We start from the raw sequence: 25,002 nt of genomic DNA, 5'->3' as shown, positions 1-25,002 counted from the left end.
TACGGGGCCGCCGCGTTTCCGCGACGGCCCCGTGGTTTCCGTTGTCCGATCAGGTTACTGCGGGTGCACCGGACCGTTGTTCGTCACGCCGTGCACGTTCGACGGACGGCCGGCCGCCGCGGGCTGGACGAACCCGTTGATGTGCAGGGCGACCGAGCGGATCGAGCCGACGTCGCCGCCGGCCACGTCGGTCACGAAGAACGTCCAGCTGCCGTCGGCGACGGCCCCGGCCAGGCTGCCGAAGGCGTTCGTCGGCTTGTACGAGCCGGTGAACGGCGCGTTGGCCGCCGTCACCGTGCTGAACGCGGCCGCCGCGTCGTCGGCGAAGACGACCTTGCACAGGTTCTTGCCCGAACCGCCGTTGCGCTGGAACACCGTGGCCTTGGCCCCGGACGGCGAGGTCAGCGAGCCGACCAGGTCACCGACGTAGGAGTGGTTCAGGCCGACCGCCGTCGAGAGCGGGTCGGTGCTGCAGGTGGTGCCGTCCACCGAGAACGACACCTTCGACGCGCGGCCGACCCCGGTGACCGGGATGGTCACCGAAGCGCCGACCGGGCTGTTGTCCGGGATCGCCACCGGCGCGCCGGTGTAGGCGAAGTCCTGCGCGACCGGCGACGGGGTGCCGACCGGGAGCGAGAACGTCGACGTCGTCGGCGAGTGCGCACCGGCGAAGGTGACCTTGGCGTTCAGCACGACCGGCACGCCGAGCTGCTGGCTCGCCGGGACGGTGATGGTGAAGTCGTTGACGCCGGTCTGTCCCGGGCTGATCGTGCCGTAGGACTTGGAGCGCGGCGCCACGGTGACACCCGGGGTCGGGCTGGTGAGCACGACGCTGGTGGAGACGGCGGCGCCGTCACCGTCGTTGGTCACCGGCAGGGTCACCTTGGCGGTGTCGCCCGGGTCGAGCGCGGAGCCGCCGTCGGCCGGGGTGACCGTCGGCTGCTTGGCCACCGCGAGCGGCTGCGGGCTGGCGCCGGTGTAGGCGAGCACCTTGTCGGCGAGGATGACGCCGGCGCCGGTGACGTTGTCCCGGCCCGGGGTCTCGATGTCGACGGCGGTGTTGAGCAGCGCTTCCCGGACCTCCGACGGCGGCAGGCCGGGGTTGCCCGAGAGCACCAGCGCCGCGATGGCCCCGGCGTGCGGCGCGGCGGCCGACGTGCCGAAGAACGGGCTGAAGCCGGTGACGCTGGTCTGGACGCCGTCGGCCGCGGTGATCTCCGGCTTGTTCCGGACCTCACCACCGGTCGAGGAGACGTTGCCCGGGGTGATCGGGGTGCCGTCGGCCTCGTAGAACACGCGCCGCGGGCCGTCGGAGCTGAACCGCTCGGCCTTCGACGAGCTGCTGAACGAGCCCGGGAACGGGCCGGTCGGGTTGGCCGGGTCACCCGGCTCGAGGGGCCGGCCGAACGCCGCGGCCGCCGGGGTGGCGGCCACGCTGAAGGCGTCGCGCGCGGCCGAGTGGCCGACCGTCACGCCCGGGGTGTTGTAGGCCTTGAGGCCGTCCGCCGAGTCCTTGAACCGCCCGCGCAGCGCGGACAGCGACAGGTAGCGGCCTTCACCGGAGAACTTCACGACGGCCAGGCGCAGGCCCGAGCCGCCGAAGACCGGCGTCTGCAGGATCTCGTACGGGTCCTGGGTGCCGTCCTGGACGTCCTGGCTGAAGCTGACGACCGCGCCCGTGGAGTCGAGCAGGTAGAGGTCGTAGTCGTTCGACGAGGCGCCGAGCGGGTCCGACCAGTGCAGCGTCACCGGCACGCCGGCCGAGGACGCGTCCGAGACGGGCTCGTAGATCTGGTTGCCCGCCGCGCCGGCGAAGTTGTGCGCGACACCGGCGAACTTGCCGACCGACTTGCCGGAGTCGACGAAGTCGCCTTCCCAGTGCCCGGCGGTGCCGTCGAGGACGTTGCCCTCATTGCCCGCCGAGGAGAAGTACAGCGCGCCGTCGGCGGTCACGTCGTTCACGGCCTGGGCGATGATCCAGTCCTGGAACGGGGATTCCTTGAAGTAGATGACGTCGTCGACGATGACGTCGCAGTGCGACTCGAAGCGCAGCTTGCGGATGTTGTCCGCGAAGCTGGCGTCGGAGTTGAACGCCGACGCGAAGCCGAGCGCGGCCTTGGGCGCGAGGTCGTGGATGATCTCGAGCATCGCGGTGCCCTCGTCGCCGTCGCCCTCCTGCCCGGCGATGACGTCGACGTTCGGCGGCAGCTCCCCCTTGGCCTGCGAAGTGGCCAGTGAATCGACGCCGTCCGACAGGGCGCACGCCTTGACCCCGACGCCGGTGACGCCGAACTGCTGGCGGGCGATGTCCGCGTTGTGCGCGCGGTCGCCCTCGCTGGTCAGCGTGGCGGCCGCGGCGGCGCTGCGCTGCTGGGACTTGCTCGAGAGGGCCTTCTGCAGCTCACCCGAAACGCGGGCGGCCTTCTGCTGCTTGGTCTCGGCGGCCTTGCCCGGCGTCGTCGCGGGGGTGGCCAGTTCACGGGCGGTGAGGGCCTGGTCGGCCTGCTCGACGCGCTTGACGTCGCCGCGGGCGGCGATCGCGCTGACGGCGGCCAGCGGCACCTCGGCCCGGATGCTGCCGTACCGGTCGGACACCGCGCGGATGCCCGCCCCGGCCTTGGTGAGCCCGGAGACGAGGTCCGGGGAGACCTTGGTCGCGCGGATGTCGACCAGCACCGTCCCGGTCTTCGAGACCGCGGCCCCGGACTGCAGTGCGGTCAGCTGCTTCCCCACGCCCTTTTCGGCGACGAGCAGCTTGCTGTCTACTTTGGACTCCCCCGCGGTCTTCCCGGCCTTGACGGCCTGCAGCGCGGCGATCTGCTGCTGCGCGGTGGCGGTGAAACCGTCCGGTGTGGACGCGGTGGCGGCGCCCGCGGCGGGCGGCGACACCAGGCCGAGCGCGGCGAGCAGCGCCGCCGCCCCGGCCGTGAGCACAGTGGATCTCGATCTCGTGGAACGGGTACGACGCACGTGCGCCCTCCGATTGTCTCCAGGCGCGTGCCCCGACTCACGCTGACCGACGCCGGTGATCACCGACGGGACCAAGCTAAGTACTGTGAGTTCTCTGTAAGCATCAGCCGTTCGAGTGACATCGGATGGGTAATTTCCTGAATGGACCGTAAGTCGTAGGCCGTTCAGGGGAACCGCTCATCGCGGCACAGGACGCACAGGGCTCACGAACGGACAAGAACCGGACAACCCGTGGGATCGTTCCCACATCACAGGACGAACGAATCCGACCACGGCTGCGCCGACCGCCCGGACAAAGCGTCCAAAAGCGTCACCGCCTGCTTGTCGGTCAACGACGCCACGAAGTCCACCACCGCCCGGCCGCGAGCGAGGTTGCGCACCGCGTCCGCTCCGGTCACCGGCTCGCCGGTCGCGCCGACGAGCAGCTCGGGTGCCGTGCGCGCCAGGCCGGTGTACTCGGCGCGGGCCAGCTCGACCAGGTCGTGCAGGCGGCGGGGCAGCCGGGAGACCTCGTCGCGGTCCAGCAGCCACGCGTCGAGCGCGTCGACCAGGTTCGCGACCACGCCGGCCTGGCCGCGCTGGTGCAGTGCGAGGTCCGGGCGCAGCAGCACGAACCGCCGGTGCACGAACTTCAGCACCTGGACCTCGTGCCACTGGGCCGTCGCCAGCGTCACGTGGCCGGCGCGGGTGGACGGCGACGCGACCACGAACACACCGTCGACCAGGCGGGCGGTCCAGTTGGCGGAGAACGCCGCCGTCGCCTGCTCGGCCTCGGTGGAGCCGTCGAAGGCGCCGGCCAGCAGCCCGTCGACGAGCTCCGCGCGCACCCGCGCGACCGCCGCGGCGAAGGCGTCGTCGTCGACGATCCACGCGTCCTTGGCGTGCATCCGGCGGCGCAGGCGCTCCAGCGACCGGCCCGGGCGGCGCAGTTCCGCGTACAGGGTGTCGTCGTCGAGCCCGGCGAGCTCCTCCGCGTGCAGCAGCCACTCCCCCAGCTCCGCGGCGACCGGCGCGTGCTGCAGGACGCCGATGCGGTGGAAGTCCTGCAGGTCGTGGATGGCGTAGGCGATGTCGTCGGCGGTGTCCATCACGGACGCTTCGACGGTCTGCTGCCAGCTCTCGATCCGCCCGGTGAACGCCGCGCGGGCCTGCTCGAAGTCGTCGAGCTCGGTGGCGTAGGCGGAGAACTTGGCCGCGCCGGTGCCCGGGTGGTCGTCCGGCTCGGCGGCCCCGCGCGGCGGGACGGTCATCTCCGACGGGTGCGGCGCGGGGTGGTGCAGCCGCAGCCACGGGTACTTGAGAACCGCGGCGCGCACGGCGGTGGTGAGGTCGAGCCCGATCGCCGACGGCCCGCGGACGTCGGTCGTGGTGATGATGCGGAACGACTGCGCATTGCCCTCGAAGCCGTCGGCGAGGCCGAAGCGGTGCCGGGCGATGCGGTCGAGCGTCTGCTCGCCGAGGTGCCCGAACGGCGGGTGCCCGAGGTCGTGCGCGAGCGCGGCGGCCTCGGCGACGTCCGGGTCGCAGCCGCCCAGCTTCGCGGCGAGGTCGGCTTCGGGGCCGGTGGTGATCCGCTCGGCGATGGCCCGCGCGACCTGGGCGACCTTGAGGCTGTGGGTGAGCCGGTTGTGCAGCAGCCCGGCCCCGCCCGCGCTGACCACCTGCGTCACCCCGCCGAGCCGCGCGAAGAACGGCGACGCGGCGATCCGGTCGCGGTCGATCCGGAACGGGCTGCTCGCCAGGTCGGTGAACCCGCCGGCGTTGGCCACCGGGTCCCGTCGAGCCGCGCGGAGGTCCGTTTCGGTGCCGTGATCCATGCGCCCGACCTTATCCGGCGCACCCGGAATCACCCGATCGATGGGCAACACCGCGTGTTCACGGACCGACTGACGGGGGTATCCACCACCGAGGAGCTGCCATGATCAGTCCGATTCGCGTCACCGCCGCCGCCGTGGTGCTGGGCGCCGGGCTCGCCGCCTGCGGCGCCGGCCCCGCGAGCAGTCCCGGCCCCGCGGCGAGCACCCCTTCCGCGCCCACCGCCGCCACTGTCGAGTCGACCACCACCAGCGCGGCCGCGTTGATCAAGGTCCCGGACGTCTCCGGCATGAACCACCAGGACGCCCAGAACGCGATGCAGAAGGCCGGCCTCTACAACCTGCGCGAGGTCGACGGCAGCGGCCAGGGCCGCGCGCTGCTGATCGACCGCAACTGGGTCCAGACGGGCCAGGACCCGGCGCCGGGCACCGAGGTCCAGCCCGACGCGGTGATCACCCTGACCGCGGTCAAGATCAACGAACACTGACCGTGTCGACCCCCCAATCACGCGTGTCGACCCCCCAATCACGGGTGATGCCCCTCTGATCACGCGAGATGCCCGCCGAATCACGCGAGATGCCTGGCGCCGCCCGTGCGCCGACGGGTCACACTCGTGATCGGAGAGGCATCACGTGTGATTGAAGGGGCATCACGTGTGATTGAAGGGTCGACACGGCGTGGTCAGGCCTCCGGCGGGGTTGTGTAGGCCGCCAGGGTGCGGTCGGCCGCGCCGCGCGCGTTGACCGGGTCGGCGCCCGCCGCGACGTCGGCTTCGTACCAGGCTTCGCCCGACGCCGTCATGAACCGGATGCCGTCCGGCGACATCATCCAGGCCATCGCCGCTTCGGCGTCGACGGCCTTGCCCGGGTCGGCCAGGTGCAGGACCAGGCCGACCAGCATCCCGTCCCAGCCGATGCCGACCGCGCCCGGGCCGTACTCGTCCCAGCGCTCGTCGACGTGCGCGACGTGCTCCAGCTCGAACCGCGTGCCGTCGCCCTCCGGCGTCAGCCGCACCTCGATCCAGCTGACGTTGCCGCCGAACTCCCACGTCGCGGCGAAGCCGCGGGGCGGGTCGCAGCGCTCGACCGTGCCGCCCGCGTTGCCCTCCAGCTGGTAGTGCCCGCCGAGCTTCAGCTCACCGCTGACCGGCAGGAACCAGCGCGGGATGCGCTCGGCGTTCGTGCAGGCGTCCCACAGGTCGTCGACGCCGGTGTCGTAGACCTGGCTGATGGTCAGGACGCGGGCGTCCTTCGCGTCGATCACCCGGTCGCCGAGCGTCCGGCGGACGGCGCTGATCTGGTGGCTGACGTCGATCACGGAGAGTCTCCTTCTGGTTCGGCGAGGCGCCGGGCGCGCTTGCCGCGGGCGATTTCGGTGGCCAGTGCGTCGAGGTGCGGGGTCCAGAACCGGCGGAACCGGGCGAGCCAGACGTCGATGTCCTGGAGCGGCTCGTGCCCGACCGCGTACAGCCGGCGCGTGCCCTCCTGGCGGACGATCGCGAACCCGTTGTCGCGCAGCACTTTCAGGTGCTGGGACACCGCGGGCTGCGAGATGCCGAACTCGGCCCGGATCACCTCGGTCACCGCGCCGGCGGCCCGTTCGCCGTCGGCCAGCAGCTCGAGGATGCGGCGGCGGACCGGGTCGCCGAGGACGTCGAACGCGTGCACCCGGCCAAGCTACAATCGTCCACTTATATAAGTCAAGGACAATCTAGTGGTAGGTGTCACAGCGAGTTACTCCGATGTGGCTAACCCCGGCACCGCCGCGGTGAACATCAGCTGACATGGGTTTCGTTTCGGCGCGCGAGCGGCGAGCATCGGAGGCGTGAAGTCGCCACGCGCGGTCCGCTTCGCTTTCCAGCCGCTGTACAGCCTCCAGACCGGGGGCGTCGTGGCTCACGAAGCGCTGGCCAGGCCGGGCCACGGAACCGTCCCGGAGCTGCTGACCCAGGCCCGCCGCGAAGGCCGGCTCGCCGAGGTCGACCTCGGCCTCGCGATCGCCGCCGTCCGGCAGGACGAGACGTCGCTGCCGCTGCACCTGAACCTCTCCGCCCGCACGCTCGGCGCGCCACTGGCCATGCTCGACGACCTGCTGGCCGAGCTCGGCAACGCCGGGCGCCGCACCCGCGACGTCGTCCTCGAGATCGGCCCGCCGTTCTCCCCGCTGCCGGCCGAACGGGCGCTGGCCGGGATGCGGGCGCTGGCCGAGCTCGGCTTCCGGCTGGCCCTCGACGGCCTCGGCCGCGGCGACCTGCCGCTGAGCCTGCTGGTCGAGGCGCCGGTCGACCTGATCAAGCTGGACCGCACCGTGCTGCGCGGGCTGCCCGACGACCAGTCTTCGGTCGCCGTCGTCGAAGCGCTGCAGCACTACACCAGCCGCACCGGCACCCGGCTGGTCACGACCGGCCTGGAGACCGACGCCCAGCTCGACGCCGTCCGCGGGCTCGGCATCCGGATCGCGCAGGGCAACCTGCTCGCCCCGCCGACCGCCGCCGGCCCGGCTCCGGCCCTGCTCAACCGGGCCCCCACCGCCGTCACCGCGCCGGGCCCGGCCCAGTGCGTCGGCGACTTCCTGCGCCCGGCCACGACGCTGCCGGAGACCGCGACCTGCGACGAGGTCCGCGAGGTGCTCGCGGCGGCCGACGCGCCGTCGGGCGTCATCGGCGTCGACGAGCTGAACCGGCCCCGCTGGTCGGTGGACCGGACGCGGTTCCTGGTCGCCGTCACCGGGCCGTACGGCCACGCGCTGCACGCGAAGCGCCCGGCGGCGCGGCTCGCGGACGCCCCGCACACGATCGAAGCCCGCGCCGGAGCGATGGAGTTCCTCGAGCTGGTCACCGACGCCGACTGGGGCCGCACCGGCGACGACGTCGTGGTGGTCGACGACGTCGGCCGCTGCCTCGGTGTCGTGCTGGTGACCGAGGTCGTCCGCGGCGTGGCCGAGGCGAAGGTCGAGGCCGCGGCGGCGCTCAACCCGCTGACCCGGCTGCCGGGCAGCGACACGGTGGCTCGCGACGTCGCCCGCCGCATCACGATCGGCGAGCCGTTCGTCGCCGCGTGGCTCGACATCGACTCGTTCAAGACGGTCAACGACACGGCCGGTTTCGCCGCGGGCGACGACCTGATCCGCGAGCTGGGAGCGGCACTCACGTCCCTGTCCGGCGGCCTGCGGCGGATGCGGGTGAGCCACGTCGGCGGCGACGACTTCCTGGTGGTCTGCGACGTCGACGAGATCGCGACGGTGGCCGGAGCGCTGCTGGACCGCCACTGGCAGGCGGACGGCATGCCGGTGACGGTGTCACTGGCGACGCTGGTGTGTGCGAGCGGCTCGATCCGGTCGTACCAGGAGGTGTCCCGCCTGCTGGCGCCGCTGAAGAAGCGCGCGAAGGCGGTGCCCGGGTCGAGCTGGGTGCTGAGCCGCCCGGGCTCGGAGCGCATCGAGGTCCTGCGCGGCATCGGGACTCGCGGACTGCAGGCCGCCGCCGGTTAGAGGGTCTGCCGCAGCTGGTAACTCACGAGCCTTGCACCGCGGTACGGCAGCGGCTCGAGTCATCAGCCGCCAAAGCGCGGACCTGCGCGGCATCGGGACCCGAGGACGGCAGCCCCGCCGGTCAGGCGGTCTGCCGCGGCTGGTCGTGAGTGGGAAACAGGGTTAGAACACTGTTTCCCACTCACGAGCCTTGCACCGCGCGGTAGTCCGCGAAGCGCTCGTCGACCTCCTCGGCCGTCAGCCCGAAGTCCGCCAGGCTGTACTTGTGCACCGGCTTCGCCGAGCCCGTGCGGCTCTCGGCGTGCACCGCCGTCATCGCGGCCCGCGCTGCAGGTGTCAGCGTCAGTCCGAAGTGGTCGTACACAGTGGACACCGTGCCGACCGGGTCCGCGACGAAGTCCTCGTACGCCACGTCGCAGAACTGCGCCGCGTCGTACCGGGAACGCGCCGCGTGGAACTCGTCCGCGCCGCGGGCCCACAAATCGAGCTGCGAACGGCCGATCACCTCGCCGCGGAACTTCGACGACCAGCCGTCCGCGGCCTTCTCCGCCAGGCTGCACATCGAGCCCATGATGGTGCGCGGCGCGCGGTGGGTCTGGATCACCAGCGCGTCCGGGTACGCCGCCATCAGGGCGTCCAGCGCGAACAGGTGGCTCGGGTTCTTCAGCACCCAGCGCTGGCCCGCGTCCGGCAGCCCGATCAGCTGCAGGTTGCGCCGGTGCCGGGCGTAGGCGTCCGTCCAGTCCTGCTTCGCGAGCCAGCGCGAGTAGCGCGGCAGGTGCGCGAGGCACTCGAACGACACCGACCGCATCGACTGCCGCAGCAGCTGCCAGCACTCCTCCACCTGGTCCGCGGACATGTGGTGCACCCCCATGAACTCCGGGTGCTCGACGTGGTGGCGTTCGTAGCCGGCCTGAATCCCCTGGAACACCGGGTTCTCCGCCCACGTCGAGCGCGGCGGCCGCGGCTGCGGGACCTCGGCGAGCCACACCTCGAGGCCCTGGTGCTCGGGGTCCTCGACGAGCAGCCGGTGCAGCGCCGTCGTGCCGGTGCGGGGCAGGCCGGTCACGAAGATCGGCCGCTCCACCGGGACGTCCGCGTAAGCCGGGTGCTGCTTCCACCCCGCCTCACTGAGCAGCCGGGCGACCAGCGCGCCGCGCAGCATCGCGCGGTGCACCTTGTTCCCGAACGGCGTGAGGTCTTCGTCCGCCTCGAACGACTCCAGCAGCACGCGCAGGCCCTCGACGTACTCGTCGCCGCCGAAGTCGTCGAGCCCGGTGAGCTTCGACGCCGAGGCGTGCAGGTCGTCGAACGTGCCCAGGTCGGCCCGGCCGGGAAGCATGGATCCTCCTAGTGGTGGTACTCGCCGCCGTTGACGTCGAGGCACTGCCCGGTGATCGCGCGCGCCATCGGCGAGGCGAGGAACACCACCGCGTCGGCGATCTCGTCGGGTTCCGGCAGCTTCCGCAGGTCGATCGTCGACGCCGTCTCGGCGTAGACCTCCTCGGACGTGATCCCGCGTTCCTTGGCCAGGTAGTTGAAGTACCACTTGAGGTTCGGCGCCCAGATGTACCCGGGCGCGACCGTGTTGACGCGGATGCCGTCCGGCCCGAGTTCACTCGCCAGGCTCTGCGAAAGGGACAGCAACGCCGACTTCGCCATCTTGTACGCGCCGAACGTGCGCCGCGAATGCCGCAGCACGGCCGAGTTGATCATCACCAGCGAGCCCTTGCTCTCCTTGAGCGCGGGCAGGAACAGCCGGGTCAGCCGGAGCACGGAAATCCCCGCGGTCTCGAAGCCCTTGCGGACGGCGTCGAGGTCCACAGTGGCCAGATCGGTCAGCGGCGGGACGGCGAAGGCGTTGTGCACCACCGCGTCCACCCGGCCGAACGCCTCGACGGCCTCGCTCACGAGGTTCGCGGCGGAGTCGGCGTCGTCGATGTCGGTCCGGACCGCGACGGCCCGGCGTCCGAGGTCGGTGACCTCCTTGGCGACCTCGGTGAGCCGCGACTCGGTGCGCGCGGCGAGCACGACGTCCGCACCGGCCATGGCGCTGCGCACGGCGATCGACCGGCCGAGCCCCGGGCCGATCCCCGAAACGACGACCACCTTGTCCCGCAACAACTCCGGCATGCTCACCCCAGCATCCTGGCGGCGACGGCGTCCTGCCGGGCCGCGATCCTCGACGCCCATTCCTCCGGCGTCACCCGGGCCTCGTCGTGGAAGGGCACCCGGTCCGGCAGGTCGTCCACCTTGACGACCTCGACGACCGGGCCGTCGTCCGGGCCGAGGTCGCGCGCGATCCGCTGCCAGCGGATCTGGACGTACCCGCGGTCGTGCCCGGTGCGCTCCAGCCAGTTCGCCAGGCCGGGGTCGCGCTCGCTGATGACGAACCGGATCTTGCCGTCCGGGTCGACGCGCGCCTGGTCGGCGGTGAGGCTCGTCTGGTGGTTGATGTAGTCGAGCGAGACGTACCAGAGGCTGCCGAGCTGGATGCCCTGGTACGGCGCGTCGGCGCAGCGCGGCACGGTGACGATCATCGCCTCTTCGTCGCCGAGTTCGTAGTGCCCGGCCGAGGAGAACTGCGTGGTCAGCCCGCCCGGGGTCGAGCGCGGCTCGGTCATCGTGTTCACCGGCAGGTCGTCGTAGAACCACTTCGGGAAGGCCAGGAACGTCTTGAGCCGGCTCAGCAGGATCTTGCCGGTGACGCCGTAGCGCTTCGCCAGGGCCGACCGGTCCGGCACCGGCGGCGCCTGCCCGGCGGTGTCGACGCACTGGATGCGGATCTCACCGCGCTTCTCGGTCGCCCAGTCGCTGTGGACCTCGCGCACCACGAGCATCGACGAGCCCTGGCCCAGGGTGAAGTAGTTCGGCCCCGCGTTCTCGCGCGCCGGGCCGAACCGCAGCTCGAACCGGCCGTCTTCGCCGATTTCGATGGCCCGGTCGTCGAACGCGGCGAGGCTGTCGGGCACCACGACCGGCGAGTAGTCGCCGTTGAGGATCTGGAAGCTCAGGTCGGCGGTGGTCCCCCGGACCCCGGTGACCAGGTATTCACGGTCGTCGCGGATGTTCGCGTTGAAGTAGAGCGTGTCCGGGTTGTCCAGCCCCATCTTCGTGTACGGCCCGGTGGACGAGGTGAAGTACGGGAAGTCGCGCTGGTAGGCCCAGGCCATCTGCAGTGACGCCCGGATGCTGCCCGCCAGGTAGTCGTACCCCTCCAGCAGGTCCTGCTCGGTCTTCACGTGCGGCGCGCCGGCGAGCAGCTTTTCGGCCTCGACGATCGCGTCGGCGAACGGCTGCGTGAGCGAGAACTCGTTCTCGATCATGCCGGAACGGCCCAGCGGTTCGCGAGCAGCCGGAAGCCCGGGTTGCCCTCCCACGAGAGCATCGACTCGTACGTCCGGGTGTAGCCGATGTGCGTCATCCGCCACGCGCCGTCGGTGTCGCGGCGGTAGGTGTCCTCGTAGAACGCGGCGCCGTCGATGATCACCTTGTGGTCGGGCACGATCACCTTGTCGGTGAACGACCACCGCCCGGTCGCGGTGTCGCCGTCGACGTCGATCTCGGGCTGACCAGCGTGGTGCACGGTGATGATGCCGTTGCCGAGGCTCTTGGTGAGGAACTCGAGGATGGCGTCGCGGCCGGCGAGCTGATGCCCTTCACGGCCCGTGGCGCGGGTCCCGTAGTCGGCCGTGGCGTCGACGGTGAACGTGTCGGCCACCTCGTCCCACAGCTTCAGGTCGACGCCGCGCAGGTAGCGGTACTTCAGCCGGCGGATCTCTTCGAGTACGACCAGGTCCATCGTCACAGGGTCTCGCACCGCTTGACCGATGACAAGAACATGTTCTACTTTTTTCGGGTGTCCGTGACCTCGTACGAGCTGTCGCACCTGGCCGCGCTCGAAGCGGAGGCCGTGCACGTCTTCCGCGAGGTGGCGGCGACCTTCGAGCACCCCGTCCTGCTCTTTTCCGGCGGCAAGGACTCGGTGGTGATGCTGCACGTCGCGGCGAAGGCGTTCTGGCCGGCGCCGCTGCCCTTCCCGGTGCTGCACGTCGACACCGGCCACAACTTCGACGAGGTGCTGCGGTTCCGCGACGAGACCGTCGCCTCCCTCGGCCTGCGGCTGCACGTCGCGAGCGTCCAGGACGACCTCGACGCCGGGCGCGTCGTCGAGGAGACCGGGCCGCGCGCCAGCCGCAACCGCCTCCAGACGGCCACGCTGCTGCGCGCGATCCGTGAAGGCGGCTTCGACGCCGTGTTCGGCGGCGCCCGCCGCGACGAGGAGAAGGCCCGCGCCAAGGAACGCGTGTTCAGCTTCCGCGACGAGCACGGCCAGTGGGACCCGCGCGCGCAACGCCCCGAGCTGTGGAACCTCTACAACGGGCGGCACCGGCGCGGCGAGCACATCCGCGTCTTCCCGCTGTCCAACTGGACCGAGCTCGACATCTGGCAGTACATCCGCGACGAGCGGATCGCGCTGCCGCCGCTGTACTACGCGCATCGGCGCGAGGTCGTGCAGCGCGACGGGATGCTGCTCGCCGCGACGCGCTTCCTGTCGCTTGTGGACGGTGAGACCCCGTACGAGGCGACTGTGCGGTTCCGGACCGTCGGCGACGCGACGTGCACCGGCTGCGTCGAATCGTCGGCGGCGACCCCGTCCGAAGTGGTCACGGAGGTCGCCGCGACGCGGATCACCGAGCGCGGGGCGACCCGCGCGGACGACCGGATTTCCGAAGCAGGCATGGAAGACCGCAAGCGGGAAGGCTACTTCTGATGCAGCTGCTGCGGATCGCCACGGCGGGCAGCGTCGACGACGGCAAGTCCACGCTGATCGGGCGGCTGCTGTTCGACTCGAAGGCGATCTTCACCGACCAGCTCGCCGCCCTCGAGCGGACGAGCCGCGAGCGCGGCGAGGACTACCCGGACCTCGCGCTGCTCACCGACGGCCTGCGCGCCGAACGCGAGCAGGGCATCACCATCGACGTCGCGCACCGCTACTTCGCCACGCCCAAGCGGAAGTTCATCATCGCCGACACGCCGGGGCACCTGCAGTACACGCGGAACATGGTGACCGGCGCTTCCACCGCCGACCTGGCGCTGGTGCTCGTCGACGCGCGCAAGGGCGTGCTCGAACAGTCGCGGCGGCACGCGTTCCTCGCGTCCCTGCTGGGCATCGGGCACCTCGTGGTGTGCGTCAACAAGATGGACCTGGTCGGCTGGTCGCAGGAGCGGTTCGACGAGATCCGCGAGGACTTCCGGCGGTTCGCGATGAAGCTCGACGTCGCCGACCTGACGTTCGTGCCGGTTTCGGCGCTGCACGGTGACAACGTCGTCCACCGCAGTGCCAGCATGCCGTGGTACGAAGGGACTTCGCTGCTGCACCAGCTGGAAGAGGTGCACGTCGCCTCCGACCGCAACCTGATCGACGCGCGGTTCCCGGTGCAGTACGTGATCCGGCGCTCGGACTTCCGCGGTTACGCGGGCACGATCGCCGGCGGCGTCTTCAAGCCGGGTGACGAGGTCGTCGCGCTCCCCTCCGGGTTCACCTCCACCGTGCGCGCGGTGTGGGGCCCGGGCGGGACGCCGCTTTCCGAGGCCTTCACGGGACAAGCGGTGGCGGTCGAACTGGCCGACGACCTCGATCTCGGCCGCGGCGCGATGCTGTGCCGCCCCGGCAACCGCGCGGAGTCGGCCCGCGAGGTCGACGCGCTGGTCTGCTGGTTCTCTTCCGCTTCCTCGCTGACCCCGGGTGCCACGTACGTCGTCCGGCACACGACCACCGAGACCCGCGGTTCCGTGGAGAAGCTGGACTACCGCCTCGACGTCACCACGCTGCACCGCGACGAGACGGCGGAGTCGTTGCGGCTCAACGACATCGGCCGGATCCGGCTGCGCACCCGCGCGCCGCTGCTGTTCGACGCCTACCGCCGCAACCGCGCCACCGGCGGCTTCCTGCTGGTCGACGAGCACACCGGCGACACGGTCGCGGCCGGGATGATCACCGGCGCCGCGGCGTCCCCGGTCGTCTGGCACACGACGGCGGTGCGCCGCGAAGACCGGCCGACGCGCGGCGCCACGGTGTGGCTGACCGGGCTCTCGGCGTCGGGCAAGTCGTCGGTGGCGGTCGAGCTGGAACGCCGGCTGGTCGCCGCGGGCCGCCCGGCCTACCTCCTGGACGGCGACAACCTGCGCCACGGGCTCAACGCGGGCCTCGGCTTCAGCCCGGCGGACCGCGCGGAGAACGTCCGGCGCGTCGCGGAGGTCGCCAAGCTGTTCGCCGACGCGGGTGTCGTCGCGATCGCGTCCCTGATCAGCCCGTACGCGGCGGACCGGGAACAGGCCCGGTCGATCCACGCGGGGCTGCCGTTCGCCGAGGTCTTCGTCGACACGCCCCTGGAGCTGTGCGAGGCACGCGACCCGAAGGGGATGTACGCGAAAGCGCGCGCCGGGGAGATCACCGGGTTCACCGGCATCGACGCGCCGTACGAGCGTCCCGAGGCCCCTGACCTGGTGCTGCGCCCGGCCGACGGCGACCCCGCGACGATGGCGGCGGCGATCCAGGCCGTGCTCGACGACCTCGACCGGAACGTGTCCTGAAGCGGCCAATCCGGCCGTTTCGTCCCACCCTCGCCGATCACCGGGTTATTTTGCGTGTGCACGGGCGGTGACATCGAGGGGGAACAGTGAAGAGCGTGGTGTGGTGGTCGATCGGCCTGCTGTTCGGGCTGAGCCTGGTGGCGCTCGGCCTGTTCGGCTCCGGGGAGCCCAGCTCCACGGTGCTGTGCGGCAGCGAAGTGATGCAGCCGGGTGAGACCTGCGACCGGACCCAGTACGGCCAGACGACCAGCGAGACCTACGAAGAGAAGCGCCAGGAATCGATCGACAGCGCGAACACCTTCAAGAACGGCGGCCGGTGGGTCACGTTCGGCATCGGCGCGGGGATCGCGGGCCTGTGCGGCTGGCGGCTGGTCGTGGCGATCCGGCGCCGGGCGCGCCAGGGCTCGGTCGTTCAGGGCGTGCCCGGACAGCAAGTGGGTTTCGGTACGCCGCAGGGATACGCGCCGGTCGCCCAGGCCACGTCAGGACAGGCGGGCTTTGCTCCGCCGCCGGGGTCCGGCCCAGTTGCCCAGGCCGTGCCCGGGCAGCAGACGGGCTACGGTCCGCAGCCTGGATACGCGCCGGTTGCCCAGACCGCGCCTGGACAGCAGGCGGGCCTCGGTCCGCAGCCGGGATCCGGCCCAGTTGACCAGACCGCGCCCGAGCAGCAGGCGGCCTTCGGTCCGCAGCCGGGATACGCGCCGGTTGCCCAGGCCGCGCCTGGGCAGCAGGCGGGACTCGGTCCGCAGCCGGGATACCAGCAGCAGGGGTTCCAGCCGCAGGAGTTCCCGGCGCGTCAGGACTTCCCGCAGCAGCAGGGATTCCCGCAGCAGCCGGGGTCAGCCTCGCCGCAAGGGGTTCAGCATCAACCGGGATTCGCCCCGCCGCAAGGGTCTGAGCAGCAGCCGGGTTCCGCCCCGCCACAGGGGGTTCAGCAGCAGCCGGCGTTCCAGCAGCAGCCGGGATTCACCCCGCCGCAGGAGTCTCAGCAGCAGGCGGGGTTCGCCTCGCCGCAAGGGTTTCAGCAAGCCCCGCCGCCGGGATACCAGCCGCCGCGCGGGCCGTACCAGCAGTAGCGCCCCGGGAGCGGTCGCCGTCAGCTGCCGCTGGGGGACACGAAGCCCGAGTCGTACGCCCGGACCACCGCCTGGGTCCGGTCCCGCGCCCCCAGCTTGGCCAGCACGTTGCCCACGTGGGTCTTCACCGTCTGGATGCCCAGGTACAGCTCGCCCGCGATCTCCACATTGGACAGTCCGGTGGCCATCAGCCGCAGCACTTCGCGCTCGCGCTCGGTCAGCCCGGCCCTCGCCAGGCCGTCGCCCGCCGGTGATGGTGAGTGCTGGGCGGCCAGCCGCCGGATCGCCGCCGGGAAGAGCAGCGACTCCCCCGTCACCACGGTCCGGATCGCCGCGACGATCTCCTCCGGCCGGGCCCGCTTGAGCAGGAACCCGCTGGCGCCGGCGACGAGCGCGTCGTAGACGTAGTCGTCGTTCTCGAAGGTCGTCACCACGATCACCTTCGGCGGGTCGTCCACAGTGGACATCAGGTGCGTGGTGGCGCGAATCCCGTCCACCGCGGGCATCCGGACGTCCATCAGGACGACGTCCGGACGCAGCCGGGCCACCAGCCCGGGCACCTCGGCGCCGTCGGCGGCCTCGCCGAGCACGGTCAGGCCGTCTTCGCTGTCGACGATCGCGCGCAGCCCGGCGCGGATCAGCGGCTCGTCGTCGACCAGCAGCACTCCGACGTTCATCGCCCGCTCCCCCACGGCACCCGCACCACGACCTCCCACCGTTCCCCTGCTCGTCCGGCCGTCAGCTCGCCGCCGAGCACCGCCGCCCGCTCGGCCATGCCGCGCAGGCCCCGGCGCCCGGCCCGCGGTGTCCCGCCGCCGAGCGGGTTGCCGACCCGGGCGACCAGGCCGCTCGCCGCGACGTCGACGGCCAGCGTCACCGGGACCCTACCGGCGTGGCGCACCGCGTTGGTCAGGCATTCCTGCAGGATCCGGTACACCTCGCGCGACACCACCGGCGGCACCGCGGCCAGGTCGCCCTCGACGTCGGCGATGACCTCGGTGCCGGCCAGGCGGGTCGCCTCGAGGAGGTTCGGCAGCTCGGTCAGCGACGGCTGCGGCGTCCGGCCCGCGGCTTCCTCGCGCAGCAGCCCGAGCACGTGGTCGAGGTCGTCGAGCGCGGTGCGGGCCGAGTCCTCGATGGCGCCGAGCGCGCGTTCGGTGAAGTCCGGGTCGGTGCGCAGCGTCCGCCGGGCGGCGCCGGCCTGGATCGAGACGACGCTCAGCGCGTGCCCCACCGAGTCGTGCAGCTCCCTGGCCAGCCGGTTGCGCTCGGCGAGCTGCTCGGTCCGCCGTTCCAGCTGGGCGATCCGGTCGGCGGCGGTCATCCCGAGCAACCGGGCGGCGGCCCGGCGCAGCAACGCCCCGATCACCCACACGGCGTAGATCAGCACCACCAGGGCGACCGCGAAGACCACCGGGATCCACGCGGACGCCCAGCCCTTCGGCACGGTGACCTCGGCTTCGCCCTGGATCAGCTTGCCGGTGAAGACCGCGCTCACCGCGAACCCCAACGCGACCGGCGCGGCCAGGCTGGCCAAGCTGACGCCGAACCCGACCACCACGTGCAGCACGAACATCGCCGCGGCCCGGCGCCGCCCCGGCCGCGTCCGCGGTTTCGCGGGCGCGCCGGGCGCCGGGTTGTCGAGCAGCTCGCGCACGGCGGTGGACTCGAGGACGTGCACGGCGGGCAGGAACGCCGTCCCGGCCACGACGAGCAACGTGACGAGGCCACCGATCAGGGTGGCCCGCCCCAGCGTCGCGGCGAACGGCAGCAACGACGGCACGGCCACGGCGGCGAACAGCAGGTAGGGCACGCTGATCGCCCCGCCGAGGACGAGGTACACCCAGCGGCGGTAGGTAGCCCTGCTCACCAGCGGCCGGAGTACACGCACCCGCCGATCTTCGCAGGTCGCGGGCCTGGGTGCTTCCCTCTCGAGATGGAGGCGCCTCCCGCCCTCTCCGGGGGACCGGCCCCGCTTCCAGCGTACCGGGGCCCTCCGACGGAAACGCCGAAAGGCCGCCGCCGGCGCCTGGTTGTCCACATCTCGCTTGCCCTGTGGGCAACCAGGCGCGAAGCAGCTAGTAAGCGACCTGGCGGGTCTCCGCCGTGCGGGCCGCCGCGAAGCCGTTCGTCCAGAGGGACTGGACCTTCGCCGCCTCCGCGGCCGACGGCTTCGCGTTCTTGCACGCCGTGCCCGGGCCGTGGCCGGACATCAGCTCGGTGCACGGGCCGGTGTAGTCGTCGGGCAGGCCGAGGTTGTGGCCCAGCTCGTGCGCCGCGATCCGGGTCGGGTCGAAGCCCTCCGCGACCTGGCTGGTGTCCAGGTAGATGTCGCCGCGGCCGTGGCCGTTCGTGTTCGTGTACGAGCCGCCGCTGTGGATCTCGTGGAACTTGACCGTGGCACCGCTGCTGCGCTTGACCAGCTTGACGTCGGTGACCACGGCGTTCCAGTTGGCCGCGCCCTGGTCGATCTGGGCCAGGTAGTCGGGCGCGCCGGACGAGCTGTAGTACACCGTCGTGACCGCGGCCGGCGCGGCGGAAGCAGTGGCGAGCCCGGCGCCCAGCGGCACCGTGACCGCCGCGGCCAGCACCAGGACCCGTCCGAGCAGACGTCCGTTCATCGTGTCTCCTTTTGTCCGGTTAGAGAACACTTCACCGTGGTTCGCGCGGTCAGGTTAGAAGTCCACCGCCGGTCCGGGCCACGGCCGAAAGTAGCTCCCTCGCACGAGGGAGGCCGGTCCCGCCGCTGCGTGAGCCGCCCCGCCCGGCCGCCGTGGTCTGCTTCCCGGCGTGGACATCCTGCTGGGCCTGCTGACCCTCCCTCTGTACGCGCTCGTGCTGTGGCCGCTCGTGGTCGCGTCGAGGCGGGTGCTCGGTTTCCGGATCGGCACCGCCCGCGCGCTGTGCGGCGCCGCGTTCGGCTGGCTCGTCGCGGGCGGCATCGGGCGGGCGTTCCCGGTTTCCCTGCTGCACCACGGCGGCGCGGCGCTCGGGCTGCTGATCCCGTTGGCGGGCAGTGCCTTCCTCGCGACGCTGCTCTTCCTGTTCGTCGCCGAGATGGCGTTCCCGGGCGGCCTCGGGCTGGGCCGGCTCCGTGCGGTGCGCGCCCGGGTGTCGCGCGCCCGCCGGTACTCGCAGATCAGCCGGATCGCGATCAAGCACGGCCTCGGCCGCTACCTCGCCGGACGCCGTGAGCCCGGCCTGGCCCCGGGACGGCACGCCAAGCTCGCCCGCTCGCTGCGCCGCGCGCTCGAGGAGGGCGGCGTGACGTTCGTGAAGCTCGGCCAGCTCCTTTCGACGCGCTCGGACCTGCTGCCGCCGGTGTTCGTCGAGGAGCTCGGCAAGCTCCAGGACCAGGTCGCCCCCGCCCGCGCCGACGCCGTCTGGGCCGTCCTGGAGGCCGAGCTCGGCGGCTCACCCGACGACGTCTTCGCCGAGTTCGACCCGGAACCCCTTGCGGCGGCGTCGGTCGCGCAGGTCTACAAAGCACGGTTGCGCAGCGGCGAGGACGTCGTCGTGAAGGTCCAGCGGCCCGGCGTGCGGGAGCAGGCCGAGCGTGACGTCGACATCGTCCGCCGCGTCGCCGCGGCCCTCGAGGAACGGGCGGACTGGGCACGCTCGCTCGGCGTCGCCGAACTCGCCGACGGGTTCGCCGCGGCACTGGCCGAAGAGCTGGACTTCACCATCGAGGCCCGCAACATCGCCGCCGTGGCCGCCACTTCCGGCCCGGACGTCGTGCTGCCGACCGTCCACAAAGCACTGTCCACCGAGCGCGTCCTGGTGATGTCCCGGCTCGACGGCAAACCCCTGGAGACCGCGCCGTCGCCCGACCGCGAGCGGCTCGCGCGATCACTGCTGCGATGCCTGCTCGACCAGGTCATGATCGGCGGCGTCTTCCACGCCGACCCGCACCCGGGCAACCTCATGCTGCTGGCCGACGGCCGGCTCGGCCTGCTCGACTTCGGCTCGGTCGGGCGCCTCGACTCCGGGCTGCGCGGTGGCCTGCAGAACCTCGTGCTGGCCCTGGACCGCGGTGATCCGGCGGGCCTGCGCGACGGGCTGCTGGAGATCGTCGACCGCACCGATGACATCGACGAGCAACGCCTGGAACGCGCCCTCGGCGCCCTGGTCGCCCGCCACTTCGGGCCGGGTCGCACCCCGGACATGGACCTGTTCACCGGTCTGTTCCGGGTGGTCGCGGACTTCCGGCTGAGCGTCCCGCCGCCGGTGGCCGCGGTGTTCCGGGCACTGGCCACCGTCGAGGGCACGCTCGCCGCCCTCTCCCCCGGGTTCGACGTCGTGGCCGAGTCCCGCGCGTTCGCCGTCGAGCAGGTCGGCGCCGGACTGCGGCCGGGTTCGCTGGGCCGCACCGCGGTCAACGAGCTGACGGCGCTGCTCCCGGTGCTGCGCCGCATCCCCCGCCGCGTCGACCGGATCGGCGCCGCGCTGGAGGAGGGCCGGCTGTCGGTGAACGTCCGCCTCTTCTCCGACGAGCGCGACCGCGACGTCGTCACCGGCCTGGTCCACGAGGTCCTGCTGGCCTTCGTCGGCGCGGCGACGGGATTGATGGCGGTGTTCCTGCTGACCGGCACGAGCGGCCCGCGGATCCTGCCGGAGCTGACGCTGAACCAGGCCTTCGGTTACAACCTGCTGGTGATCAGTGCGCTGGTGGGACTGCGGCTGCTCTTCGTCGTCTTCCGGCGCTCCGGACAGCGCTCACGATCACGCCGATGAGCCCGGCGAGGAACAGCACGAACCCGCCGAGGAGCCACCAGGGCAGGGTGGGGATCGTCGAGTCGGAGTACGGGGTTCCGGGCAGGCCCGCGTCGGTGAAGGCGGTCACCGGCGCCAGCGGCCGCGGGGTGATGACCGTGCCGGTCGCGACCACGAACCCGATGACACCGGACAGCCGCACGGGACCGCTGAACCGCGAGTCGTCGGAGTTGCCGCGGTTGTCCCCCTCGACGAAGATCGCGCCGCCGGGCACCTTGGCGGAGAACCCGAAAGGGGTGTCGTCACCGGGGTTGATGTAGGGCTCGGTGATCGGCTTGCCGTTCACCGAGAGGTGCCGGTCGGTGCAGCAGGCGACGGTGTCCCCGGCGAGCCCGACCACGCGGAAGACGCTGACGCCCTCGTGGCTCGGCTGGGCGAAGGCGCCGGCGTCGATGGCGACGAGGTCTCCGCGGTGCACCTCGGTGCCGTTCGCCCGGCGCACCACGATCTGGTCACCGGGCACCAAGGTCGGGCTCATGTGCGCGCCCGGGATCTTGTAGGCCTCGTACCCCACCATGATCCGGCCGACGCCATAAACCCCGGCGGCCACCCCGAGCACCGCGACGACGATCATCACCAGCAGCACCTTGGACACGCCGGCGCGCTTCGGCGAGGACGGTGGCGCGGACGGAAAAGCAGGTTCGGTCACGAAGATCTATCGGGACACAGTGGACAGCGTTACCCCGTCCGGGGCGTAACAGGATCATGGCGCACGGCGACTGCGTAGGCAGCCGCCGAGGTGTTGGCGGCCCGTCCATGGGAGGTGCCGGCGTGATTGGCCTGCTGATGATGAGCGTGCGCTTGATGGTCAAGCTGTCGGTCGCCTGCTTCGTGCTGTCGTTCGCGATGGCCGGGTGGGCCATCTTCGCAATCGTGTTGCTCGTGTCGCCGAACAAGGCGGCTGCGTCGCGGAACATGCGGCAGTTCAACCACTCGGTCTCCCGTGCGATGCGCCGAGCGCTCTGACCGGGTAGGTCATCCCGTCCGGGGCGCGTACATGATCACCGCGACCCCCGCGAGGCACAGCAGCGCGCCGATCACGTCGTAGCGGTCGGGCCGGTAACCGTCCGCCACCACGCCCCAGGCCAGAGACCCCGCCACGAACACGCCGCCGTACGCAGCAAGGATCCGGCCGAACTGGGCGTCCGGCTGGAGCGTGGCCACGAAGCCGTACAGGCCGAGCGCGACGATGCCGCCGCCGATCCAGATCAGGCCTCGTTGTTCGCGGACGCCCTGCCAGATCAGCCAGGCGCCGCCGATCTCGAAGACGGCCGCCGCGAGGAACAGCAGGATCGACCGGAGGACCACTCCGGGATACTAGCTCTCGTGCCGTTCACGCTGAGTCACCCGGCCGCCGTGCTGCCGCTGGCGCGAGGGCCGCTCGTTCCGTCCGCGCTCGTCGCCGGTTCCGTGGCGCCGGACGTCTTCTGGTTCGTGCCGCGGCTTCCCGGCGTCGGCCTGACGAAGACGCACGAGCTCACGTCGGTCCTCTGGCTCGACCCGCTCCTCGCGCTGGTGATCCTCGCGCTCTTCCAGGTCGTCCTGAAACGCCCCCTGCTGGCCCTGGCCCCGAAACCCCTGGCCGAACGGCTTCCCCGTCACCCCTTCGACTGGCGACGCCCGGGCTGGATCGCTCTGTCGCTGGTCATCGGCGCCGCGACCCACGTCGGCTGGGACGCCTTCACCCACGAGAACGACGGGTTCGCGTTCCTGCGGACCCCGCTCGTCACCGGGGTCGACGTCGGCCGGCTGATCCAGCTGGTCAGCACCATCGCCGGGGCCGCGATCCTCGTGTGGTGGCTGGTCCGCTGGTACCTCGCCGCGCCGACCGAACCCGCACCCCCGGCGACGAGCCACCGCAAAGCGGTCGTGGCCCTCCTGGCAGTCGGAACGCTCACCGGCGCGCTCGCGGAGGTGCTGCCGTTCCTGGCCCACCACGACCCGATGACCCGCGCGGGCGTCGTCGGCAACGCGACCTATCTCGCGGTCACCGGCGCCGGCAGCGGCTTCCTCACCACGCTCGTCCTGTACGCGCTGGCCTGGCACGCGCGGTATAGGTCGTTATACACAGCCAAAAGCCGTGAAGGCCACCTTGAGGGACATAGAGTCCCTCAAGGTGGCCTTCACGGGCAAAAACGGGTCAGACGGTGAAGCCGAGGGCGCGCAGCTGCTCGCGGCCGTCCTCGGTGATCTTCTCCGGGCCCCACGGCGGCATCCAGACCCAGTTGATCCGGAAGTCCTTGACGAGGCCGCCGGAGGTCAGCGCGGCCGACGTCTGGTCCTCGATGACGTCGGTCAGCGGGCAGGCCGCCGACGTGAGCGTCATGTCGATGGTCGCGCTGTTGTCCGGCTCGACGCGGATGTCGTAGACGAGGCCCAGGTCGACGACGTTGATGCCGAGCTCCGGGTCGACGACGTCGCGCATGGCCTCCTCGACGTCCTCGAGCTTGGCGAGCTCGATGTCCTGCGTCGCGGTGGTCTCGGCGTCGAGGTCGGCGGCGGTGCGCCCCTCACGAGTGGCGGTCTCTTCGGTCATGCTTTCTCAACTCCACTGGTGGTCCGGGCGACGGCGTCCTTGAAGGCCATCCAGCCGAGGAGGGCGCACTTGACCCTGGCCGGGTACTTGGCGACGCCCGCGAAGGCGATGCCGTCCTCCAGCACTTCCTCGTCCGGTTCGACCTTTCCCTTGCCCTGCATCAGTTCGACGAACGCGTCCATGGTGGTGAACGCCTCGTCGAGGGTGTGCCCGGTGACGAGGTCCGTCATGACCGACGTCGAGGCCTGGCTGATCGAGCAGCCCTGGCCGTCGTAGGAGACGTCGGAGACCTTCCCGTCCTCGAGCTTGACCCGCAGCGTCACTTCGTCGCCGCAGGTCGGGTTGACCTGGAACGACTCGGCGTCGAACGGGTCCCGCAGGCCGCGGCCGTGCGGGTTCTTGTAGTGGTCCAGGATGATCTCCTGGTACATGCTTTCCAGGTTCACTGGGCCACCCCGAAGAACTTCTGGGCCTCGCGAACACCCGCTACCAGGGCGTCCACTTCGGACAGCGTGTTGTAGAGGTAGAACGACGCCCGCACGGTCGCCTGGGCGCCGCACGCCCGGTGCAGCGGCCACGCGCAGTGGTGGCCGACGCGGACGGCGATGCCGAGGCTGTCGAGCACCTGGCCGGCGTCGTGCGGGTGCACGCCGTCGATCACGAACGACACGGTCGCGCCGCGGTCCTTCAGGTCGGTGGGCCCGACGATCCGGACACCCGGGATGGCGCCGACGCCTTCGAGGGCGGCCGCGGCGAGCTCGTGCTCGTGCGCCGCGATCCGGTCCATGCCGATGGCCGAGAGGTAGTCGACGGCCGCGCCGAGGCCGATGGCCTGCGACGTCATCGGCACGCCCGCCTCGAACCGCTGCGGCGGCGGCGCGAAGGTGGAGCCCTCCATGCGGACCATCTCGATCATCGACCCGCCGGTGAGGAACGGCGGCATGGCCGAGAGCAGCTCGGTGCGTCCGTAAAGGACACCGATGCCGGACGGGCCGAGCATCTTGTGGCCGGAGAACACCGCGAAGTCGACACCCAGCGCGTGGAAGTCGACCGGGAAGTGCGGCACCGACTGGCAGGCGTCGAGCACGGTGAGCGCGCCGACGGCCTTGGCCTTCTCGACGAGCAGCGAGACCGGGTTGACCGTACCGAGCACGTTGGACTGGTGCGCGAACGCGACCACCTTGGTGCGCGGCGTGATCAGTTCGTCCACATCGGACAGGTCGAGCCGGCCGTCCGCCGTCACCTTGAACCACTTCAGCGTGGCCCCGGTGCGCTGGCACAACTGCTGCCAGGGCACGAGGTTCGCGTGGTGCTCCATCTCGGTGATGACGATCTCGTCGCCCGGGCCGACCACGAAGCGCGAAGCTTCGGGGCCGGCCGTGGCGGCGTTGCTCATCGAGTACGCGACGAGGTTGATGCCCTCGGTCGCGTTCTTGGTGAACACCAGCTCCTCGGGGTCGGCGCCGACGAACTCCGCGATCTTCGCGCGCGCGGACTCGTAGGCGTCGGTGGCCTCTTCGGACAGCTGGTGCGCACCGCGGTGGACGGCGGCGTTCGACGTGAAGACGTAGTCGCGTTCGGCGTCGAACACCGCGGTCGGGCGTTGTGACGTCGCTCCGGAGTCCAAGTACACCAAGGGTTTCCCGTCGCGGACGGTACGCGACAGGATCGGGAAGTCGGCGCGCAGCGCGGCGACGTCCAAAGGAACAGAGCTAGCCGAGGTGGTGGTCATCGGGCCGGCTCCTC

At 71.5% G+C, this 25,002-nt stretch carries 24 protein-coding genes; 8 read left to right on the top strand and 16 right to left on the bottom strand.

The window, feature by feature from the left end; all coding sequences use genetic code 11:
• Positions 1-54: 54 nt before the first annotated feature.
• Positions 55-2,934 (bottom strand): S8 family serine peptidase, encoded by a 2,880-nt coding sequence (locus ACIOD2_RS30400; protein WP_400545387.1) that lies wholly within the window; start codon positions 2,932-2,934, stop codon positions 55-57.
• A gap of 284 nt (positions 2,935-3,218) precedes the next feature.
• On the bottom strand, positions 3,219-4,787 hold the full coding sequence (locus ACIOD2_RS30395) for a deoxyguanosinetriphosphate triphosphohydrolase family protein (RefSeq protein WP_400545384.1): 1,569 nt from the start codon (positions 4,785-4,787) through the stop codon (positions 3,219-3,221).
• Between the two features lie 101 nt (positions 4,788-4,888).
• On the opposite strand from ACIOD2_RS30395, the gene ACIOD2_RS30390 reads away from it, so the two are divergent.
• On the top strand, positions 4,889-5,272 hold the full coding sequence (locus tag ACIOD2_RS30390; protein WP_400545381.1) for a PASTA domain-containing protein: 384 nt from the start codon (positions 4,889-4,891) through the stop codon (positions 5,270-5,272).
• Positions 5,273-5,466: 194 nt separating this feature from the next.
• On the opposite strand, the gene ACIOD2_RS30385 is transcribed toward ACIOD2_RS30390, so the two are convergent.
• Together ACIOD2_RS30385 and ACIOD2_RS30380 are read right to left on the bottom strand one after the other, a co-directional pair.
• Positions 5,467-6,102, bottom strand: coding sequence for an SRPBCC family protein (locus ACIOD2_RS30385; protein ID WP_400545378.1), 636 nt, complete (start codon positions 6,100-6,102; stop codon positions 5,467-5,469).
• Positions 6,099-6,452: an ArsR/SmtB family transcription factor gene (locus ACIOD2_RS30380; RefSeq protein ID WP_400545375.1), complete on the bottom strand. Its 354-nt coding sequence runs from the start codon at positions 6,450-6,452 to the stop codon at positions 6,099-6,101. The genes ACIOD2_RS30385 and ACIOD2_RS30380 overlap by 4 nt, the downstream gene beginning before the upstream one ends.
• A 157-nt stretch (positions 6,453-6,609) precedes the next feature.
• On the opposite strand from ACIOD2_RS30380, the gene ACIOD2_RS30375 reads away from it, so the two are divergent.
• On the top strand, positions 6,610-8,274 hold the full coding sequence (locus ACIOD2_RS30375) for a GGDEF domain-containing protein (protein ID WP_400545372.1): 1,665 nt from the start codon (positions 6,610-6,612) through the stop codon (positions 8,272-8,274).
• Positions 8,275-8,455: 181 nt separating this feature from the next.
• On the opposite strand, the gene ACIOD2_RS30370 is transcribed toward ACIOD2_RS30375, so the two are convergent.
• From ACIOD2_RS30370 to ACIOD2_RS30355, 4 genes are read right to left on the bottom strand one after another with little or no spacing between them, the layout of a single operon-like run.
• A complete protein-coding gene (locus ACIOD2_RS30370) occupies positions 8,456-9,616 on the bottom strand; it encodes a sulfotransferase family protein (protein WP_400545369.1) in 1,161 nt (386 codons plus the stop codon).
• Between the two features lie 8 nt (positions 9,617-9,624).
• Positions 9,625-10,407, bottom strand: coding sequence for an SDR family oxidoreductase (locus tag ACIOD2_RS30365; protein WP_400546193.1), 783 nt, complete (start codon positions 10,405-10,407; stop codon positions 9,625-9,627).
• A 2-nt stretch (positions 10,408-10,409) separates the two neighbouring features.
• On the bottom strand, positions 10,410-11,600 hold the full coding sequence (locus tag ACIOD2_RS30360; RefSeq protein WP_400545366.1) for a hypothetical protein: 1,191 nt from the start codon (positions 11,598-11,600) through the stop codon (positions 10,410-10,412).
• A complete protein-coding gene (locus ACIOD2_RS30355) occupies positions 11,597-12,076 on the bottom strand; it encodes a nuclear transport factor 2 family protein (protein WP_400545363.1) in 480 nt (159 codons plus the stop codon). Before ACIOD2_RS30355 ends, ACIOD2_RS30360 begins: the two co-directional genes overlap by 4 nt.
• 39 nt (positions 12,077-12,115) lie before the next feature.
• Between ACIOD2_RS30355 and cysD the strand changes: the two genes are divergently transcribed.
• From cysD to ACIOD2_RS30340, 3 genes are all read left to right on the top strand, one after another.
• On the top strand, positions 12,116-13,048 hold the full coding sequence (gene cysD / locus ACIOD2_RS30350) for a sulfate adenylyltransferase subunit CysD (protein ID WP_400545360.1): 933 nt from the start codon (positions 12,116-12,118) through the stop codon (positions 13,046-13,048).
• The gene (gene cysC / locus ACIOD2_RS30345) at positions 13,048-14,871 is read left to right on the top strand and encodes an adenylyl-sulfate kinase (protein WP_400545357.1); all 1,824 of its coding nucleotides are present in this window, start codon (positions 13,048-13,050) and stop codon (positions 14,869-14,871) included. The genes cysD and cysC overlap by 1 nt, the downstream gene beginning before the upstream one ends.
• Positions 14,872-14,957: 86 nt before the next feature.
• Positions 14,958-15,947 (top strand): hypothetical protein, encoded by a 990-nt coding sequence (locus ACIOD2_RS30340; protein ID WP_400545354.1) that lies wholly within the window; start codon positions 14,958-14,960, stop codon positions 15,945-15,947.
• Between the two features lie 20 nt (positions 15,948-15,967).
• Here the strand turns inward: ACIOD2_RS30340 and ACIOD2_RS30335 are convergent, their stop codons facing one another.
• The 3 genes from ACIOD2_RS30335 to ACIOD2_RS30325 all read right to left on the bottom strand — a co-directional run bounded on the left by ACIOD2_RS30335 (position 15,968) and on the right by ACIOD2_RS30325 (position 18,568).
• Positions 15,968-16,624 carry a response regulator gene (locus ACIOD2_RS30335; RefSeq protein ID WP_400545351.1) on the bottom strand — a complete coding sequence of 219 codons (657 nt, stop codon included), beginning with the start codon at positions 16,622-16,624 and terminating at the stop codon, positions 15,968-15,970.
• Positions 16,621-17,838: a sensor histidine kinase gene (locus tag ACIOD2_RS30330; protein WP_400545348.1), complete on the bottom strand. Its 1,218-nt coding sequence runs from the start codon at positions 17,836-17,838 to the stop codon at positions 16,621-16,623. Before ACIOD2_RS30330 ends, ACIOD2_RS30335 begins: the two co-directional genes overlap by 4 nt.
• 187 nt (positions 17,839-18,025) lie before the next feature.
• The gene (locus ACIOD2_RS30325; RefSeq protein WP_400545345.1) at positions 18,026-18,568 is read right to left on the bottom strand and encodes a snapalysin family zinc-dependent metalloprotease; all 543 of its coding nucleotides are present in this window, start codon (positions 18,566-18,568) and stop codon (positions 18,026-18,028) included.
• Positions 18,569-18,737: 169 nt separating this feature from the next.
• On the opposite strand from ACIOD2_RS30325, the gene ACIOD2_RS30320 reads away from it, so the two are divergent.
• On the top strand, positions 18,738-20,681 hold the full coding sequence (locus tag ACIOD2_RS30320; protein ID WP_400545342.1) for an ABC1 kinase family protein: 1,944 nt from the start codon (positions 18,738-18,740) through the stop codon (positions 20,679-20,681).
• On the opposite strand, the gene lepB is transcribed toward ACIOD2_RS30320, so the two are convergent.
• Positions 20,605-21,369, bottom strand: a complete 765-nt coding sequence (gene lepB / locus ACIOD2_RS30315; protein ID WP_400545339.1) for a signal peptidase I — start codon at positions 21,367-21,369, stop codon at positions 20,605-20,607. The two genes, ACIOD2_RS30320 and lepB, sit on opposite strands and share 77 nt — an antisense overlap.
• A gap of 122 nt (positions 21,370-21,491) precedes the next feature.
• On the opposite strand from lepB, the gene ACIOD2_RS30310 reads away from it, so the two are divergent.
• The gene (locus tag ACIOD2_RS30310) at positions 21,492-21,686 is read left to right on the top strand and encodes a hypothetical protein (protein ID WP_400545336.1); all 195 of its coding nucleotides are present in this window, start codon (positions 21,492-21,494) and stop codon (positions 21,684-21,686) included.
• Positions 21,687-21,695: 9 nt separating this feature from the next.
• Here the strand turns inward: ACIOD2_RS30310 and ACIOD2_RS30305 are convergent, their stop codons facing one another.
• Positions 21,696-22,028 (bottom strand): YnfA family protein, encoded by a 333-nt coding sequence (locus ACIOD2_RS30305; protein ID WP_400545333.1) that lies wholly within the window; start codon positions 22,026-22,028, stop codon positions 21,696-21,698.
• A gap of 18 nt (positions 22,029-22,046) precedes the next feature.
• On the opposite strand from ACIOD2_RS30305, the gene ACIOD2_RS30300 reads away from it, so the two are divergent.
• Positions 22,047-22,871: a DUF4184 family protein gene (locus ACIOD2_RS30300; RefSeq protein WP_400545330.1), complete on the top strand. Its 825-nt coding sequence runs from the start codon at positions 22,047-22,049 to the stop codon at positions 22,869-22,871.
• Here ACIOD2_RS30300 and ACIOD2_RS30295 read toward each other — a convergent pair.
• From ACIOD2_RS30295 to ACIOD2_RS30285, 3 genes are read right to left on the bottom strand one after another with little or no spacing between them, the layout of a single operon-like run.
• Positions 22,861-23,256: a metal-sulfur cluster assembly factor gene (locus ACIOD2_RS30295; RefSeq protein ID WP_247049216.1), complete on the bottom strand. Its 396-nt coding sequence runs from the start codon at positions 23,254-23,256 to the stop codon at positions 22,861-22,863. The two genes, ACIOD2_RS30300 and ACIOD2_RS30295, sit on opposite strands and share 11 nt — an antisense overlap.
• Entirely contained in the window at positions 23,253-23,702 is a 450-nt protein-coding gene (gene sufU, locus ACIOD2_RS30290; protein WP_400545327.1) for a Fe-S cluster assembly sulfur transfer protein SufU, read from the bottom strand. Before sufU ends, ACIOD2_RS30295 begins: the two co-directional genes overlap by 4 nt.
• Positions 23,699-24,988, bottom strand: a complete 1,290-nt coding sequence (locus ACIOD2_RS30285; protein WP_400545324.1) for a cysteine desulfurase — start codon at positions 24,986-24,988, stop codon at positions 23,699-23,701. Before ACIOD2_RS30285 ends, sufU begins: the two co-directional genes overlap by 4 nt.
• Positions 24,989-25,002 lie beyond the last annotated feature (14 nt).

The organism is Amycolatopsis sp. NPDC088138 (assembly GCF_044741685.1).
GTDB lineage: Bacteria > Actinomycetota > Actinomycetes > Mycobacteriales > Pseudonocardiaceae > Amycolatopsis.
The sequence above is the reverse complement of the archived record's forward strand: the minus strand, read 5'-3'. Positions and strand labels throughout refer to the sequence as shown.

Excerpts from the sequence above, each read along its gene's own strand:
- ACIOD2_RS30395 (WP_400545384.1), bottom strand. The coding sequence starts at position 4,787 with ATGGATCACGGCACCGAAACGGACCTCCGCGCGGCTCGACGGGACCCG.
- ACIOD2_RS30360 (WP_400545366.1), bottom strand. The coding sequence starts at position 11,600 with ATGATCGAGAACGAGTTCTCGCTCACGCAGCCGTTCGCCGACGCGATC.
- ACIOD2_RS30325 (WP_400545345.1), bottom strand. The coding sequence starts at position 18,568 with ATGAACGGACGTCTGCTCGGACGGGTCCTGGTGCTGGCCGCGGCGGTC.
- ACIOD2_RS30355 (WP_400545363.1), bottom strand. The coding sequence starts at position 12,076 with ATGGACCTGGTCGTACTCGAAGAGATCCGCCGGCTGAAGTACCGCTAC.
- ACIOD2_RS30335 (WP_400545351.1), bottom strand. The coding sequence starts at position 16,624 with ATGAACGTCGGAGTGCTGCTGGTCGACGACGAGCCGCTGATCCGCGCC.
- ACIOD2_RS30390 (WP_400545381.1), top strand. The coding sequence starts at position 4,889 with ATGATCAGTCCGATTCGCGTCACCGCCGCCGCCGTGGTGCTGGGCGCC.
- ACIOD2_RS30370 (WP_400545369.1), bottom strand. The coding sequence starts at position 9,616 with ATGCTTCCCGGCCGGGCCGACCTGGGCACGTTCGACGACCTGCACGCC.
- cysD (WP_400545360.1), top strand. The coding sequence starts at position 12,116 with ATGTTCTACTTTTTTCGGGTGTCCGTGACCTCGTACGAGCTGTCGCAC.
- ACIOD2_RS30285 (WP_400545324.1), bottom strand. The coding sequence starts at position 24,988 with ATGACCACCACCTCGGCTAGCTCTGTTCCTTTGGACGTCGCCGCGCTG.
- cysC (WP_400545357.1), top strand. The coding sequence starts at position 13,048 with ATGCAGCTGCTGCGGATCGCCACGGCGGGCAGCGTCGACGACGGCAAG.
- ACIOD2_RS30295 (WP_247049216.1), bottom strand. The coding sequence starts at position 23,256 with ATGACCGAAGAGACCGCCACTCGTGAGGGGCGCACCGCCGCCGACCTC.
- ACIOD2_RS30365 (WP_400546193.1), bottom strand. The coding sequence starts at position 10,407 with ATGCCGGAGTTGTTGCGGGACAAGGTGGTCGTCGTTTCGGGGATCGGC.